Source organism: Dyella kyungheensis, assembly GCF_016905005.1.
Taxonomy (GTDB): Bacteria; Pseudomonadota; Gammaproteobacteria; order Xanthomonadales; family Rhodanobacteraceae; genus Dyella; species Dyella kyungheensis.
Map to the genome: position 1 here is coordinate 14,998 of NZ_JADIKC010000004.1, position 17,121 is coordinate 32,118.

Annotated in this window: 11 protein-coding genes; 6 read left to right on the forward strand and 5 right to left on the reverse strand. The window is 62.1% G+C overall.

Annotation, left to right across the window (positions count from 1 at the left end; genetic code table 11):
- Positions 1 to 5 precede the first annotated feature (5 nt).
- A complete protein-coding gene (locus ISP20_RS10015; RefSeq protein WP_204635956.1) occupies positions 6 to 2,258 on the forward strand; it encodes a carboxy terminal-processing peptidase in 2,253 nt (750 codons plus the stop codon).
- 282 nt (positions 2,259 to 2,540) lie between these two features.
- Here the strand turns inward: ISP20_RS10015 and ISP20_RS10020 are convergent, their stop codons facing one another.
- From ISP20_RS10020 to ISP20_RS10040, 5 genes are all read right to left on the reverse strand, one after another.
- Entirely contained in the window at positions 2,541 to 4,277 is a 1,737-nt protein-coding gene (locus ISP20_RS10020; protein ID WP_204635957.1) for a M1 family metallopeptidase, read from the reverse strand.
- Positions 4,278 to 4,564: 287 nt separating this feature from the next.
- Positions 4,565 to 5,944 carry a leucyl aminopeptidase family protein gene (locus ISP20_RS10025; protein WP_204635958.1) on the reverse strand — a complete coding sequence of 460 codons (1,380 nt, stop codon included), beginning with the start codon at positions 5,942 to 5,944 and terminating at the stop codon, positions 4,565 to 4,567.
- Between the two features lie 510 nt (positions 5,945 to 6,454).
- Entirely contained in the window at positions 6,455 to 7,150 is a 696-nt protein-coding gene (locus ISP20_RS10030) for an HAD-IA family hydrolase (protein WP_204635959.1), read from the reverse strand.
- An 11-nt stretch (positions 7,151 to 7,161) separates the two neighbouring features.
- Entirely contained in the window at positions 7,162 to 8,343 is a 1,182-nt protein-coding gene (locus ISP20_RS10035; RefSeq protein WP_204635960.1) for a LysM peptidoglycan-binding domain-containing protein, read from the reverse strand.
- Positions 8,344 to 8,610: 267 nt separating this feature from the next.
- A complete protein-coding gene (locus tag ISP20_RS10040) occupies positions 8,611 to 9,981 on the reverse strand; it encodes a Do family serine endopeptidase (RefSeq protein ID WP_204635961.1) in 1,371 nt (456 codons plus the stop codon).
- Between the two features lie 350 nt (positions 9,982 to 10,331).
- Here ISP20_RS10040 and ISP20_RS10045 point away from each other — a divergent pair, with 350 nt between their 5' ends.
- The 5 genes from ISP20_RS10045 to ISP20_RS10065 all read left to right on the forward strand — a co-directional run bounded on the left by ISP20_RS10045 (position 10,332) and on the right by ISP20_RS10065 (position 17,060).
- Positions 10,332 to 12,479: an adenosylcobalamin-dependent ribonucleoside-diphosphate reductase gene (locus ISP20_RS10045; RefSeq protein WP_204635962.1), complete on the forward strand. Its 2,148-nt coding sequence runs from the start codon at positions 10,332 to 10,334 to the stop codon at positions 12,477 to 12,479.
- Between the two features lie 116 nt (positions 12,480 to 12,595).
- Positions 12,596 to 13,180 (forward strand): histidine biosynthesis protein HisIE, encoded by a 585-nt coding sequence (locus tag ISP20_RS10050; RefSeq protein ID WP_204635963.1) that lies wholly within the window; start codon positions 12,596 to 12,598, stop codon positions 13,178 to 13,180.
- A 209-nt stretch (positions 13,181 to 13,389) separates the two neighbouring features.
- Complete coding sequence (locus tag ISP20_RS10055) at positions 13,390 to 14,136, forward strand: TSCPD domain-containing protein (RefSeq protein WP_204635964.1); 747 nt, start codon at positions 13,390 to 13,392, stop codon at positions 14,134 to 14,136.
- Between the two features lie 221 nt (positions 14,137 to 14,357).
- Positions 14,358 to 16,445 carry an AAA family ATPase gene (locus tag ISP20_RS10060; protein WP_204635965.1) on the forward strand — a complete coding sequence of 696 codons (2,088 nt, stop codon included), beginning with the start codon at positions 14,358 to 14,360 and terminating at the stop codon, positions 16,443 to 16,445.
- Positions 16,446 to 16,562: 117 nt separating this feature from the next.
- Positions 16,563 to 17,060 carry a hypothetical protein gene (locus ISP20_RS10065; protein ID WP_204635966.1) on the forward strand — a complete coding sequence of 166 codons (498 nt, stop codon included), beginning with the start codon at positions 16,563 to 16,565 and terminating at the stop codon, positions 17,058 to 17,060.
- Positions 17,061 to 17,121 lie beyond the last annotated feature (61 nt).

Below are 17,121 nucleotides of genomic sequence, written 5' to 3' on the forward strand. Positions count from 1 at the left end.
ATTCTATGAAACTGCGCCCCTCGATTGCTCTGCTGTTTGCTCTGACCGTTAGCGGCGCCGGCGCGTATGCGCAATCGGCCGCCGATCTCACCGACGGCAATGCTCCGCGCAAGTTCTCCACGCTGCCGCTCAAGCCCACCGTCACGCAGGGTCAGGCGGCCGAGCTCTCGGCTCGCTTCCTCACGCGCTTCCATTACGACGCGAAGCCGCTCGACGATGCGATGTCGCAGAAGATCTACAAGGCCTACATCGACAGCCTCGACGGCGAGAAGGTGTTCTTCACCCAGGCCGACCTGGCCAAGTTCGCGCCGCTGAAGACGCAGATGGACGACGCCATCTGGAACCGCGACCTCGGCGGCCCGTTCTCGGTGTTCAACCTGTATATCACCCGTGCGATCGAGCGCATGACCTATGCGCGCAGCCTGTTGAAGCAGGGCTTCGATTTCAACACGCAGGAAAGCTACAACTACGACCGCAAGAAGGCCGACTGGCCCAAGGACCAGGCCGAGCTCGACACCTTGTGGCGCGAGCGCACCATGAACGACTGGCTGCGCCTGAAGCTTGCTGGCAAGACCGACGACGACATCCGCAAGACGCTGGACAAGCGCTACGCCGGTTACATCGACCGCGTGAAGCAGCTCGATGGCGAGGACGCGTTCCAGTCGTTCATGAATTCCTATGCCGAATCCACCGACCCGCACACCGACTACCTCGGTCCCCGCGCGGCGGAGAACTTCGATATCTCTATGAAGCTCTCGCTGGAAGGCATCGGCGCGGTGCTGCAGGCGCGCGACGAATACACCGCGATCCGCGAGATCGTGCCGGCCGGTCCGGCCGCCAAGTCGGGCAAGGTGCACGTGGGTGACCGCATCGTGGCGATCGGTGAAGGCACCAGCGGCCCGATGACCGACGTGATCGGCTGGCGCCTCGATGACGTGGTCAAACACATCCGCGGCAAGAAGGACACCACGGTTCGCCTGGAAATCCTCCCGGCCGACGCGGGCGTGGACGGCAAGCACGAGATGATCAGCCTGGTTCGCCAGAAGGTGAGCATCGAAGAGCAGGCCGCCAAGAAGAAGGTCATCGAAATCAAGGACGCCGGCGTCACGCGCAAGATCGGCGTGATCGACCTGCCGAGCTTCTATTCCGACTTCGGTGCGCGCCGCGAAGGCGACAAGGACTTCAAGAGCGCCACCCGCGACGTGTCCAAGCTGCTCGGCGAGTTGAAGGCCGAGAACGTGGAAGGCGTGGTGATCGATCTGCGCAACAACGGCGGCGGTTCGCTCGCCGAAGCCAACGAGCTCACCGGTCTGTTCATCGACCAGGGTCCGGTGGTGCAGGTGCGCGATGCGCGCGGCGAAGTGCAGGTGCAGGGCGACGACGAGCCGGGCATGTCCTGGAGCGGTCCGATGGCCGTGCTGGTGAACCGTGGTTCGGCCTCGGCGTCGGAAATCTTCGCAGCGGCGATCCAGGATTACGGCCGCGGCCTGATCGTGGGCCAGCCGACCTTCGGCAAGGGCACCGTGCAGAACCTGGTGGACCTGGACCGCTTCACCCGCAACACCAGCGAGAAGCCGCAGTTCGGCGAGCTGAAGATGACTATCCAGGAATTCTTCCGCATCAACGGCGGTTCGACCCAGTTGAAGGGCGTGACGCCGGACATCCAGTTCCCGAAGAACGGCGACGAGAAGGACTTCGGCGAGTCGACCTACGACAACGCGCTGCCGTGGACGCAGATCGCGCCGGCCGACTACAAGCCGGTCGCCGACCTCAAGGCCTACCTCGGCCAGCTGCAGGGCAAGCACGACGCGCGCGCACTGAAGTCGCCCGCGTGGAAGCTGATGCTCGACGAGCTGGCGCAGTACCGCAAGATGCGCGACAAGACCACCATCTCGCTCAACTTCGCCCAGCGCGAAACCGAGCGTAAGGACCTCGACGCGCTCCAGGCCGATTTCCGCGCCCGCCACAAGGCGATCGACGGCAACGGCTCGGACGACGACGACACGCTGGCGGTGGACGATGGCCTCAACGCCAACGAGCGCAGCCTCAAGAGCGAGCTGAAGCAGGAGAAGGACGCCAAGAAGGCACCGGATCCGCAGCTCGACGAAACGGCGCACATCCTGTTCGACGCGGTGGGCCTGATCAAGGGCGACTCGAAGCTGGCGGCGGAAGTGTTGCCGTACGGCGGCAAGTACTCGAACGTCAATGCCACCGCTGCCGCGGGAGCGCCGGAGAAGGCGCAGCCAGCAGCGCACTGATCGGTTTCCTATCGAAAGGAAAGGGCGGCCCGGTGCCGCCCTTTTTTTATGGCCTCACCCGAGACCCTGTGGGAGCGCACCCTGTGCGCGACAGCCACGCTGGGGTGTATCGCTCCGTAGGTTTGTCGCGCACAGGGTGCGCTCCCACAAGAAATCACCGACTGGGGACCTTCATGTGGGAGCGCACTTGTGCGCGACTGCAGCGCCGGGATGTATCCGCTTCGTTGGCTTGTCGCGCACAAGTGCGCTCCCACAGTGGAGCAGTGGCGGTGACAGTGGGGTTTACTTCGGCGCCTTGGCCTTCTTATCGGCCTGTTCCTTCTTCCACTGCTGATAGTCCGCGAAGTGCGGCAGGTCGCGCAGCAGTTTGCTGCGGGGGTCGACGATCACCAGCGTGCCGGCCGGTGCGGGTACCGAGGCATTGCCGCCGATCATCGGCACGGTCAGCAGCTTGTCGCCGACCTGCACTTCGACCGGCATCGGGAACGGTTTGTCGTGCGGGACCTGCCAATGAAGCGTCAGTGTCTTGCCTTCCTGGCGCGTTTCCAGCTTCGGCAAGGCCGCTTCCCGCAGGTAGACGTCGAAGAACCAGTTGAGGTCGCGGCCGGTCACCTGGTTGACGATGTCGATGTAGTCGCGCGTGGTGGCGTAATGCGGGGTGAAGTTGCCGGGCTTGGGATCGGGGCGGCCGTAGACCAGCCGGCGGATGCTTTCGAAGAACGCGTCGTCGCCGATCAGCTGCCGCAGGCTGTGCAGCATCAGCGAGCCCTTGTAGTAGATGTCGTTGCCGGGACCGCGCTTGGCGTCGTACACGTCCTCTTCGTACTGGCTGCGTCCTGCCACGACGGGATAGGCGTTCTTCACCATGCTGCGTTCGTTCTGCAGCATCGAGAAATACGGCATGTCGCCGTAGAGGTACTGGCCGTAGAGCGGCTGCATGTAGGTGCCGAAACCCTCGTGCAGCCACATGTCGTCCCAGTCGGCATTGGTCATCTGGTTGCCGAACCACTCATGTGAGAACTCGTGCTGCAGCAGCCAGTCGAAGCCGTACTCGCTGCGCGGATAACCGTTGCCGTAGGCGTTGATGGTCTGGTGTTCCATGCCCAGGTGCGGCGTTTCCACCACGCCCATTTTCTCGTCGCCGAACGGGTAGGGGCCGATTTCCTGCTCGAAGAAATCGAGCATGCGCGGGAACTCGGCGAACAGCTGCTTGGCCTGCGCTTCATGGCCGCGCAGATACCACATCTGCATCGGAATCGTGTTGCTGTAGCGGCTGTGGTAATCGCCCTTCAACACATCGAACGGGCCGATGTTGATGGAGATGGCATAGGTGGTCGGATGCTTCGCGCGCCAGTGATAGGTGTGCGTGTCGCCATGCTCCTTGATCTCGACCAGCACGCCGTTGCCCGGCGCCGCCAGCGATTTGGGCACGGTCACATAGGTATCCACCAGGGCCGGCTTGCCCTGCGGATGATCGATGCACGGCCAGAACAGATCGCAGCCTTCGCCTTCCACCGCCGTGGCGATCCACGGTTGACCGTCGTCCGTGTGGCTCCACACAAAGCCGCCGTCCCACGGCGCCTTCTTGGCCACGTGCGGGTTGCCGCCGTAGCGGATGTCGACCACCGCCTTGCCGCCCTTGGCGAGCGGCTTGGGCAGCGCGATGCGCAGGCGGCCTTCGGGATTGCTCCACTGGTCGGGCTTCAGGGTCTTGCCGTCGACGGTGAGCTTGGAGATGGTGAGATGCGGATCGAAGTCGAGCAGCAGCGCGTCGGTTGCCTCGCGCGCGGTGAAGCTGAGGATGGCTTCGGCATCCAGGCTTTGTTGCGCTGGGTCGACGCTGAAATGCAGTTCGGCGTGATCGAAACTCACGCGCTGCTGTTCGGCCGGCATCTCGCCGCCCGAACGCTGCGTCTGCTCGGTGAGCGGCGGCTGGGTAGGTGGTTGGGCATCTTCAGCGTGGGACGCGGCGCAGAGCGCGAAACAGAGAGCGAGAGAAAGCGGGCGCAGACGCGTCATGGAAGAGGCCTCGGGGTGAACTGGTCGGAGGATGCCAGCCGATGGGGGCGATGTCACCGAGGGAGGCCGTCCTTTCGTGACTCTGTAGGAGCGCACCCTGTGCGCGACCGCGGCGCCAGGTCGATACCTCTTTGTTGGATGGAGCCTCAGCGTCTTCGTGATAGCCGTTGACAGGTGCGGTGGGTGGTTCCGCGGTCGCGCACAGGGTGCGCTCCTACAGATGGGGCGTGTGCACAAAAAAAGGCGACGCAGTGCGTCGCCTTCTCCGTACGGAATCGAAGCGGGCCTCAGCGCTTATAGCGCTCCTGCAGGAACGCAAAGAACGCACGCAAACCCAACGCCTCACCACCACGCGGGCGACCCGGGCGGTCGCCATCGTTCCAGGCGTAGGTGTCCAGGTGCAGCCATGGCGTCGTGTCCGGCACGAAGCGCTCCAGGTACAGCGCGGCGGTGATCGCGCCTGCATGGCGCGAGGCACCGGCGTTGGCCATATCGGCCAGATAGGACTCGAGCATCTTGCGATACGGGCGCCACAGCGGCAGGCGCCACAGCGGGTCGTTGCTGGCGCGGCCGGCGGCGATCACGCGGTCGGCGGCATCATCGTTGTTGGCGAACAGCGCCGGCAGGTCGGGACCCAGCGCCACGCGAGCCGCGCCAGTGAGCGTGGCGAAGTCGATCAGCAGTTCCGGCTTCTGCTCGCTGGCGTAGGTGAGCGCATCGCACAGCACCAGGCGGCCTTCGGCGTCGGTGTTGTCCACTTCGACGGTGATGCCGGCGCGCGTGGTGATCACTTCGCCCGGACGCATCGCTGCACCCGACACCGCATTTTCCACCGCGGGAATCAGCAGCTGCAGGCGCACCGGCAGCTTCGCCTGCATGATCAGGCCGGCCAGCGCGATCGCGTGCGCGGCGCCGCCCATGTCCTTCTTCATCCAGCGCATGCCGTCGGCGGGCTTCAGATCCAGGCCGCCGGTGTCGAAGCACACGCCCTTGCCAACCACGGCGATCTTCGGGTCGGTGTTCTTGCCCCAGTTCAGTTCGATCAGCCGCGGCGAACGATGGCTGGCGCGGCCCACGGCGTGGATGGTGGGGAAGCGAGCGGTCAGCAATTCGTCGCCCACCCATTCGCGCACCTTGGCCTTGTGCGTCTTGCCCAGCTGCTTCACGGCGTCGGCGAGATGCTTGGGGCCCATGTCTTCGGTGGGCGTGTTGACCAGGTCGCGCACCAGCGTGGTGGCTTCGGCCAGGGGCTGCAGCGTGGCGAGATCGGCCGCGGCGATGGCGAGCTTGGCCGGCGCGCGACGGGCCTTGCGGTAGCGGGTGAACTCGTAGGCGCCGAGCGCCCAGCCGAGCGCGGCCTGCTTTTTGTCCTTCAGCACGCCCTCGTCGGCGAGATGATAGGTGGCATCCGGCAGCGCGCGCGGCAGCGCACCGAGCGCGCCCAGTGCATCGCCTGCATCCACGCCGACCAGCACGCGCACCAGCTTGCCGCTCTCATCCGCGATCAGGGCGAACGTCCCGGGCGCGGCCTCGAACGCGGAGTCGGCGACCCAGCGGCGCTGCGCGGCCGTCAGGCGGCGCTTGGTCGCGGCAAGGTGTTGGGCGTCGGTGGTTTCGATGGCGATGCTGTTGCGGTCGCTGGTTTTGCGTTCGATCAGGACGGACATGGAGTTCCTTGCGCGATGCGTGCACGGGCCGCGGTGGCGGCCTGGTGATGGTGAATGATGCGCGCTTTTGGGGGCGGGGGCGAGACGGTATTTGGGGTTGATCCTGGAGCGGGCTTCGGCGCATCAGAGGATTTAAAGCGAAGCCACTGTGGGAGTGCACCCTGTGCGCGACAGCCACGCTGGGGTGTATCGCTCCGTCGGCTTGTCGCGCACAGGGTGCGCTCCCACAAGGGGGCGCCAATAGCCATGCACTGCACTTTTCCCTCTTCTCCGGGCAGAGAGGCTGGGGTGAGGGGCGCTCTTGCCTTTGTGCCACAACCGAGCCTCTGCAGAAGCGCGTGATCCTGGAGCTCGTAAGGACTTAAAGCGAAGCCTGGCTTCGCGGCGCGGCGCTTGTCTGTGGGAGCGCACTTGTGCGCGACAAGCCGACGGAGCGGTACACCCGGTGTGGCCAGTCGCGCACAAGTGCGCTCCCACAAAGGGGAGGGCGGCAAGTCCCGATGCGGGCAGCTACTCCCCCTGCGCCTCCAACCAATCCGCCAACGCGCTCATATCGCGCAGGTCGAGGTCCGGGGCGGTGCCCAGTAGGCCGGGCCAGGGGTGGCCGTGGCGGTTGATCCAGGCGGTGCGCAGGCCGGCGTCGCGGGCGCCGACGACGTCGAGTTCGGGATCGTCGCCGACGTGGAGAATTTCTTCGGGCCTCAGCCCAAGGCGTTCGGCGGCCGCTTCAAAAATGCGTGCGTCGGGTTTGGCCACGCCCTCGTCGCGCGCACACACGTGATGCGTGAAGTGTCCGCGGATGCCGATGCGGTCGAGGTCGGCGTTGCCGTTGGTGAGGCTGACCACCGGCCAGCGTCCAGCGATGCGCTGGAGGGCGGGCAGGCTGTCGGGATAGAGCTCGACGCTGTTGCGCGCCGAGAAATACACCTCCCACAACGCTTCCAGCGGCGCCTCGGCGATGCCGCAGGCGGTGAAGGCGCGTTGCATGGTGAGGTGGCGTTGCGTGGTGAAGTCATGGGCGAGGTCGGTGCGCTCGGCGGCGACCTCGGCACGCAACGCGCGCATGGCCGGGATGGGCCATGCGCGCGCAACGTCGGGATAGTGCTGGCGCAGGTACGCGTCGAGATCGCGGTCGGCACGCTCCAGGGCCGGCAGTACCGGCCACAGGGTGTCGTCCAGGTCGAGCGTCAGGGCGCGGATGCGCACGTGCGGCGAGATCAGTTGCCGCTCACCTTCAGCACCTGGTCGATCTTCACGTTGTCGCTGGACAGGTCGTTCCACTTCTTGAGATCCGCCACCGACACCGAGTACTTCTTGGCAATGACGCCCAGCGTATCGCCCTTGGAGACGGTATAGGTCTGGCCGGATGCAGCCGCCTTCTCGGCGACCGGCGAGGCGTCAGCCGCCGCGGGCGCTGCCGGCATCGACACGGCCGCTGCGGTGGGGATCGGATCGGCCACCACGTCCATCTTGATGCCGTTCTCGGCGAGCAGCTTCTCGCGGCGGGCCTTGTCGTTCTCGGCCAGCTGCGGCGCATCGGTGTACGGCACCAGCTGATGGGCGCGGGCCAGCGATCGCACCTGGTCGGTGTGCAGGAATTCCATGAAGGCGGTGATCTGCGCGGCCTTCGGGCTTTCCTTGTTGGTGACCAGGTAGAGCGGGGTGTACAGCACATAGCTGCCATCGGTGATGGTGGAAACGCTGGGACGCACGCCGTCCACGCTGACCATCTTCACCTTGCTGTTGCTGGCCACGCCCGAGAGCGTGGTCACGCCCAGCGCATTCGGATCGAGCGTCACGGCTTCTTCCAGCTTGGCCGTGTTGACGTACAGACGCGGTGCGGCGACCGGCTGGTTGCCGCGGCCGAAGATCAGGCGGCGCAGGCTGTATTCCACGCCGTCACCCGGGCTGGCCACGGCATACAGGTTGATCGGCGCGTCCTTGCCGCCCACGTCCTTCCAGTTGGTGATCTTGCCGAAGTAGATGTCGTGCAGCTGCTTGACGGTGAGGTTGCCGGTGCCGTTGGACGGATGCGTGATCATCACCAGCGCGTCGAACGCCACCGGGGTGAACACCAGGTCGCCCTCGACGCCGCCGGCGCTGTTGCGCGCGCTGCCGGCGATGTCGGCCAGGCCGTGCGCCACGGCATCCAGGCCCGAGGCCGTGTTGAACGGCTGGATCTCGATGCGACCCTTGCCGCTCTTCTCCCAGGCCTTGCTCACGTCTTCCACCACGCCACGGGCGGTGGCGTAGTCGCCGCGCCAAACCAGTGCCGGAGGCGGCGGGGTGGTCGGCTTCTTGGTCGACTTGGTGGTCTTGCCGGCGGCGGCGAGTGCGCCGGAGGCGGCGCATGCGGTTAGCAGCGCAACGATGAGCAGGCGGGAAAGGCGTCGTGACATGGCGGTGGGGAACCTCGAATGATGATGATGGTTCGCAGGCCGCTTGAGTGGGGCGTGCGTGCAAGAGATGTAACCCGGCTATTTCAGCCAGCTCCCGCACAAACCGCAAGCGAATTCGCCCCCTTGCATCGTGTAAAAACGCGACATCCGGCACGCATTCCCCGCCGCGTTCATCCCCCGTTCCCGCAGATCAAGGTGTCGCAGCTCCATTTGCGACGTGATCGGGCCCCGCACCGCGCTGCCGCCGCAACGCGGTGCGGGCGAACATCAGTGGATGTCCACGTAGCGCACGCCCTCATCGCTCGACACCACCAGCACCAACTGGCGCGGATTCACGCCGGCCAGCTGCTGCAGCGTGCGCAGATCGGGAATGCGCGCATTCCCGATGCCGATCACGATGTCGTTGGCCTGCAAACCGGCCTGCGCCGCGTGGCTGCCCGCACGCACGGCACCCACGGCCACGCCGCCGACACCCTGTGCGCGCAGGTTCTGCGAGAGTTCGCTGAAGGTCACGCCAGCCAGGCGTGCATCGAGCTTGCCGCCGTCCACGGTGGCGAGCTTCTCCGGCACCAGCTTGGCGGTGACGTCGCGCGCGCTGCCGTTGCGCTGCACCGTGAGCTTCACGCTGCTGCCCAGCGGCATCAGGCCTTCGGCGTTGCGCAGGTCCTGCGCGTTGCGGATCGGCTTGCCGTTGAGCGCGGTGATCACATCGCCCACCTGGATATCCGCGCTGTCGGCCGCCGAGCCGCTGGTAACACGCGTGACCACGGCGCCGTTGTTATCCTTCAGGCCCAGCACCTTGGCGATGCGCGCGTTGATGTCCTGCGTCTCCACGCCCAGGTTGCCGCGGTTGACCTTGCCGTTGGTCACCAGCTGCTGCATGACCTCGCGGCTGAGATTGGTGGGAATGGCAAAGCCGATGCCCACGTTGCCGCCCGAGGGCGACAGGATCATGGTGTTGATGCCCACCAGCTCGCCGCGCAGATTCACCAGCGCGCCACCGGAGTTGCCGGGATTGATCGATGCATCGGTCTGGATGAAGTTCTGGTAGCCCGAGCCGCCCAGCCCCGAGCGGCTCAGCGCCGACACGATGCCCGAAGTCACCGTCTGCCCGAGCCCGAACGGGTCGCCCACCGCCACCACGAAGTCGCCCACGCGCAGCTGCGAGGAATCGGCCATCGGCAGCGCCTGCAGGTTGGTGCCCTGGATCTGTACCACCGCGACATCGGTGTCAGGGTCGGTGCCCACCAGCTTGCCCTTGAAGTCGCGGCCGTCCTGCAGCGTCACCGTGATGTCGTCGGCGCCGCCCACCACATGGTTGTTGGTGAGGATGTAGCCCTTGGCCGCATCCACGATCACGCCCGAACCCAGGCTCTGCTCCACGCGCGAACGCGGCGAACCCTGCAGGCCGAAGAACTGGCGGAACACCGGATCGTCGAAGAACGGATCGCGCACCTGTACCCGCGTCTTGGTGGAAATGTTCACCACCGCCGGCGTCACCTTCTCCAGCATCGGCGCCAGCGAGGGCAGCGGCTGTCCATCGATCGAGGTGGGAATGGCGGCATGGCCGGCCAGCGGTGTCGCGGCCAGCAGTACCAGCGCTGCAGCGGCCAGCCGGCGGATGCATCGGACAAACATGGAGTCTCCTTCATGACGAGTTGAATCGGTGCTCATTCGACTCAGCGCAGCGTCCACGGTTCCATCGATCCCGCATTGACGAAATCACTTTACATCGCGAAAGGGCGGGGGTAACTTTCCCTCGTTCGCGACCACAACATGTTGTGTGACCAAGCCGGGCATCCACCCAAGAGCTGGTGTCACAGGGCACTCTCAGGGGGGGGAGTTGCCGAAGGGTCGGGCAAGGAACGCAAGGATCGGGCACTACGCGCGGCTTTTGCTTTTCAGGCGCGGCTCGATACAAGCGGCTTAGCCGATCAGAACAACACCAACACGGGGCCGTGAGGCCATACCGAGAGGTCAGGAAGCCGATGAGCACCGCGCGTGCACCAGCCGTTAACCGTGATGCCACTGCCATTCCGCTGCAGCCGGCTTCGTACGATATCTGGGACAAGAAGTACCGCCTGAAGGCCAAGTCCGGCGCGCCCGTGGATGGCAGCGTCGACGAAACCTACCAGCGCGTCGCCCGCGCACTGTCCGAGGTGGAAGCCACACCGGAACTGCGCGAACACTGGTTCGAACGTTTCCTGTGGGCGCTGCGCCGCGGCGCCATTCCCGCCGGCCGCATCACCTCCAATGCCGGCGCGCTGGAACACAAGCCCGCCACCTCCACCATCAACTGCACCGTGTCCGGCACCATCCGCGACTCCATGGACGACATCCTGGAGAAGGTGCACGAGGCCGGTCTCACGCTGAAGGCCGGCTGCGGCATCGGCTACGAGTTCTCCACGCTGCGTCCGCGCGGCGCGTACGTGTCCGGCGCCGGTGCGTACACCTCCGGCCCGCTGTCCTTCATGGATATCTACGACAAGATGTGCTTCACCGTGTCCTCGGCCGGTGGCCGTCGCGGCGCGCAGATGGGCACGTTCGACGTCAGCCATCCCGACGTGAAGGAATTCATCCGCGCCAAGCGCGAAGACGGTCGTCTGCGCCAGTTCAACCTCTCGCTGCTGGTCACCGACGGCTTCATGCAGGCGGTGGAGCACGATCACGACTGGCCGCTGGTGTTCCCGGTGCACGTGAAGGAAAAGGACGAAGTCGACCTCACCGACGCCGAGAAGATCGTCTGGCGCGAGTGGCCCACCCACGAAAACTACGTGGGGCGCGAGGACGGCCTGGTGGCCTGCAAGGTCTACGGGCACATCCGTGCGCGTCACCTGTGGGACATGATCATGGTGTCCACCTACGACTTTGCCGAGCCGGGTTTCATCCTGATCGACAAGGTCAACGAGATGAACAACAACTGGTGGTGCGAGCACATCCGCGCCACCAACCCCTGCGGCGAGCAGCCGCTGCCGCCGTACGGCTCGTGCCTGCTGGGCTCGGTGAACCTCACCACCTTCGTGCGCGACCCGTTCGGCCCCAAGGCCCGCTTCGACTGGGACGAATACCGCGAAGTGGTGAAGATCTTCACCCGCATGCTCGACAACGTGGTGGAGATCAACGGCCTGCCGCTGGAACAGCAGCGCCACGAGATCCTCTCCAAGCGTCGCCACGGCATGGGCTTCCTGGGCCTCGGCACCACGCTCACCATGCTCAAGATGCGCTACGGCACCAGCGAATCCGTGGCCTTCACCGAAGAAGTCTCGCGTGAGATGGCCGTCGCCGGCTGGGAAGTGGCGCTGGACCTGGCCAAGGAAAAGGGCCCCGCACCCGTGCTGGCTCGCGACTACACCGTCACCGGCGAAATGCTGCGCAAGCGTCCGGAAATGGCCGCCGACGGCTACAAGGTGGGCGATAGCATCCCGGGCCGCGTGCTGCACGCCAAGTACAGCCGCTACATGCAGCGCGTTGCCAGCGTGGCGCCCAACCTGGTGGCCGAGCTGGCCGAAACCGGCGCGCGCTTCACCCATCACAGCTCGATCGCGCCCACCGGCACCATCTCGCTGTCGCTGGCCAACAACGCCAGCAACGGCATCGAGCCGAGCTTTGCGCACCATTACTCGCGCAACGTGATCCGCGAAGGCCGCAAGACCAAGGAAAAGGTCGAGGTGTACAGCTACGAGCTGCTCGCCTACCGCGCGCTCATCAATGCCGACGCGCTGCCGTTCTCCGACGATCCCAAGTCCAAGCTCCCCGAATACTTCGTTTCGGCCGACGACATCTCCCCCAAGGAGCATGTCGACATCCAGGCCGCCGCGCAGCTGTGGGTCGACTCGTCCATCTCCAAGACGGCGAACGTCCCCACCGACTACCCGTACGAAGACTTCAAGGACATCTATTTTTACGCGTATAAGCAGGGTTTGAAGGGTTGCACCACCTTCCGTTTCAACCCCGCAGCGTTCCAAGGCGTGCTCGTCAAAGAAGCCGATCTTGAGAGCACCCTCTACCGCTTCGAATTGGAGGACGGTAGTGTTGTCGAACTGAAAGGCAACGAAGAAGTGGAATACGACGGCGAAATGCATACCGCCGCCAACCTGTTCGATGCCTTGAAGGAAGGGTATTACGGAAAGTTCTAAACTAACCGCCGATGCCTGATCACGGGTATCAGCCCACTGCCAAGAGCACCACCGTAACTACCTTGCGGCAAGGCTCAACATAGCTTCCAGTATCCACGTCGGAGGGGATTACATACATGTCCATCGATACAGAGTTTGATGTGAAAGACGAAAACACCCAGGTCGTTGACGCGCCGGTCGAAGTGCCCGTGGTCGAAGTGACCCCGGCCGCCAAGCCCAAGAAGGCTCGTGCCAAGAAGTCCAGCGCAGCCAAAAAGGCAGCTCCGGCCAAGAAGGCTTCTGCAAAGAAGGCCGTCAAGAAGGCTGCCGGCAAGAAGACCGCGAAGAAGGCGGTCAAGAAGGCTGCAGCCAAGAAGACCGTCAAGAAGGCCGTGAAGAAGGCCGCCGTCAAGAAGACTGCCAAGAAGGCCGTCAAGAAGGCAGCAGCCAAGAAGGTCGCCAAGAAAGCCGTGAAGAAGGCAGCCGCCAAGAAGGTTGCCAAGAAGGCCGTGAAGAAGGCAGTGCGCAAGACCGCTGCCAAGAAGGCCGTTCGCAAGGTCAGCAAGAAGACGGCCAAGAAAGCCGTAGTTAAGAAGACGGCCCGCAAGGCCGCCGGTAAGAAGACCGCCGCCAAGGCGGTCAAGAGGTCCACTGCCAGCAAGAAGGCGAGCGTGAAGAAGGTCGTGCGCAAGCCGGCCAAGAAAGCCGCACGCCGTAAGTAAGCCGTAACGCGACCCGGCCCGGCGCTCAACACGCCGGGCCGGATCGTTCCAAGCTCGTCATTGTTTTTTAGCTCGTCAGCCTTTCAGCTCGTCATTCCGGCGCAGGCCGGAATCCAGTAGCGACCGCGCCCATACGCGCGACCACCTCAAGACGCCGGTTCTTAGTAAAAACAAACCGCCGCGCCGCCAACCCGTCGGAAGAACACACCATGGCGATCAAGATCGAAAAAAAGATCAAGGGCTACAACGTAGTAAAGCCCGAGGACAAGGCCGCGTCCGCCGCCGCACCCGCCGCCACGCCGGCAGCTTCCAAAGAAGCGCCCAAGGCGGAAATCATCCAGATGCACGAGAGCCTGGAGCGTCCCGAGACGCTGGTCGGCTCCACCTACAAGATCAAGTCGCCGCTGTTCGAGCACGCGTTGTACGTCACCATCAACGACATCGTGCTCAACGCCGGCACCCCGCACGAACAGCGCCGCCCCTTTGAGATCTTCATCAACTCGAAGAACATGGACCACTTCCAGTGGATCGTGGCGCTCACCCGCATCCTCTCAGCCGTGTTCCGCAAAGGCGGCGACGTCACCTTCCTGGTCGAAGAGATGAAGGCTGTCTTCGACCCCCGCGGCGGCTACTTCAAAGCCGGCGGCATCTACATGCCCTCCATCGTCGCCGAGATCGGCGCGGTCATCGAGCAGCACATGAAGATGATCGGCCTGATCCACGACCCGGAAATGGACGAGTCCACCCGCAAGCTGGTCGCCGAGAAGCGCGCTGCCTATGAGGCGGCTGCGAGCGGCAAGAAGGCTGCTACCGCGAGCACTGAAACCGCCACCACCGAATCCGCCACCGGCTTCCCGCCTGGCGCGACCCTTTGCGCCAAGTGCAATACGCAGGCGCTGGTGCTGATGGATGGGTGCCAGACTTGTTTGAATTGTGGGTATAGCAAGTGCGGCTAAAGTTCTACGCGTGAGCGCCGATTAAAGGAAAAGGGCGGCAGCGATGCCGCCCTTTTTTTTGTCCATAGACTTAATGGCTGAGTTTTAGGGGGATTAGCACAACCCTAAAATCGATCTTTAATAAGAAAGGACGGGGCCAGGTTCACTTCTCGCCGCCCAAGAAGTGAGCCTGACCCCGTTTCCTTGTTCGCATTTTGACGAATGGAACGGAGAGATGATCAATGAAGATTGAAAGCCTGCGCATCTCGAACTTTCGAGGCATTGCCGATGTTTCGATGAGAGATCTTGGCAACATCGTGATCATCGCCGGCCAGAACGGCTCAGGGAAATCATGCGTTTTTGATGCCATTCGATTGGTTAAGTCGGTATACGGCGGTTACCAAGCAAATGAATGGCAGCAATGGATGGGCGAGTTCCAGATCAATCTGACAAATAGTGCCGCTGATTTCACGTCAATTTTCAACAATCCGCAGCGAGATGTAATCATCGATTGCGAGTTTAAGATGGCGAGCGAGGAGCGGGCTTTCATTGCGAACAACGCCCGCGACCTGCTGCGCGAGAAAATTTGGAAGGTGATTCTGCCCGAGGCCTACTCCTGGGGTAGGACGGCAAGCATGTTCGCCACCCAGGTTAGAGATCGAGAAGCTGAGGTTGCGAATCGAGTTGAGCAAGAATACGCGATGCTCATGTCCGAGCTGCAGGGGCCGACTATTAGCGCAGCCTTCTGCATTCGACCTGGAATGCCTCCCGAAATTAGAAACTCGATCGCTCTATCCATTGTTTTCAGCACTTTTAGGCCGCGGCAGATCGGCGTTGTCGATTTTCACGGAGCGCAGCGCCACTACGGACGCGAAAGTGTCCAGGGAATAAATCTCAACCTTGATGCAAACGAACAGCAGCGGAGCCAGACTGCGCTCTACAACTATGCGGCCAAGTACAATAACGTAAAGAGCGAAATGGCTGCCTCCTATGTTAAGGAGATTCTTGCAGAGCGCGCGGGATTTGATGACGCAAGGCAATCGACTTTGACAGAGACCCTTCAGGAACTCTTTCAGACATTCTTTCCTGAAAAAGTATTTCTAGGTCCGCAGCCAACGAAAGCTGGATCTCTGACTTTTCCCGTCAGGATTGGTGAGAACAGCGCTCATGATCTCGACGAATTGAGCGCCGGCGAGAAAGAGATATTGTACGGCTATCTGCGAATTAGAAACTCGGCGCCTCGTTATTCAATAATTCTTCTTGACGAGCCAGAGCTCCATCTGAATCCGAGACTTATTCGCGGGTTGCCTGAGTTTTATAGGAAGAATCTAGGTGAAAGCCTGGAAAATCAGATATGGCTCGTAACACACTCGGACGCATTGCTGAGAGAGGTCGTGGGGCGAGAGGCATATAACGTCTATCACATGCTTCCATGTGCTTCCGTTACTCCTGGTGACAACCAATTGAAGGCTCTCTCCGTGAAGGAGGATCTCGATCTTGCGCTCATTGATATGGTTGGAGATCTGGCGGCTTACCATCCGGGCGCAAAGGTCATAATTCTCGAGGGTGGTGGTGACTCAGACTTTGACAAGCGAGTCGTCTCGACCCTATTTCCAGAGATTGGACGGCAGGCAAACCTAATCTCTGGGACGAACAAGCAGCGAGTGAAGGCACTACTAGATATCCTTGAAAAAGCAGCAGTTGAGGGCGATGTTCCCCTAAAGTTCTTCTGCATAACTGATAGTGATGGTGAGTCGCTTTCGACAGAGCGAACGAATCAATTCAGTTGGGATGTATATCACATCGAGAATTATTTTCTCGATCCGGACTATATCCTGCGTGTAGTCAAGGAGCTGGAACCGGGCAGGGCCTTAACACGGGATGATGTCCATAACGCTCTTTGGGGCGCGGCGAAAGATACATTACCCGTGCTTCTTCGCCGTGACCTTTCCGCGCACACAAATGTTGCCCTTGTTAGATCCATTAATACTGAGTTTGATCCGGCTGCGCCAGATCTAGCAGATGCTGCAGCGGCAGCAGTTGTTCGTTCCATGGATAAGCTAAGCAAGGCCTCGCTAGGACTCAATGCAGATCTTCTGCGAGTCTTCGCAGAAGAGCGGAACTCTTACTATCAGAACGGACTTTCGGGCGAGTCTTGGATGAAGATATTCCCGGGAAGGGATGTCCTTCGACGGTTGGTTCAAAAATTGAACATTACGGTTTCTTACGAGGCTTTGCGCAATCTCATCTTGGCAAAAATGAGTCAAGACGGTCACAGGCCGAGCGGGATGGTCAAAGTGTTATCGAAAGTTATCGATGTCGCGAGCTAATTGATCCGTCAAACGTCGCTGGTGCGATCGGCTTAGCGGCTACGTTCTAAGGGCGAGTTATAAGTGAAGCCGGATTGTTCTTCGTTAGATAATTAGAGCCAAATCAAGGGGGAGGGAATGACGTTACAGAGTAGCGACTACACGGCAATCGGCTCAGGAGTTGTTGCGTTATGTGCGCTGATCGTCTCGATTATCCAAGTTCGTGCCGTCATGCAGCACAATCGGCTTCAAACTAGACCATTGGTCGACGTCTATTTCGGCTTGGACCACAATTTAGCCGTGCTTGAACTCAGAAATCATGGGCTAGGGCCGGCGATCATTAAATCGATATTGGCGAAATATAAGGGGCGGACCTACGAGCTAACTTCGCCAAAGGAACTCGATGAATTGGCCAAGCAATATCCGCAACATCTTCTAGGTAATATCGCCACTCATACTTACTACATTTCGCCGGATACGCCTATTCGTCCGGGTACCGACCTAGTGGTCTTTATGTTCACCGAACCAAAGAACAAAGACGCACTGAATGCAGCTCATGAACTTATGGACAACTTGCATGTTTCCGTAACGTACAAGTGCATCTATGGAAATCAGATGCAGGCGAGCTCACTGTGATTCGATGCTAGGCCTTGGCTCGGCGAGAGGATATTTACGCCGAGCTAAGCCTTTAGCCAAG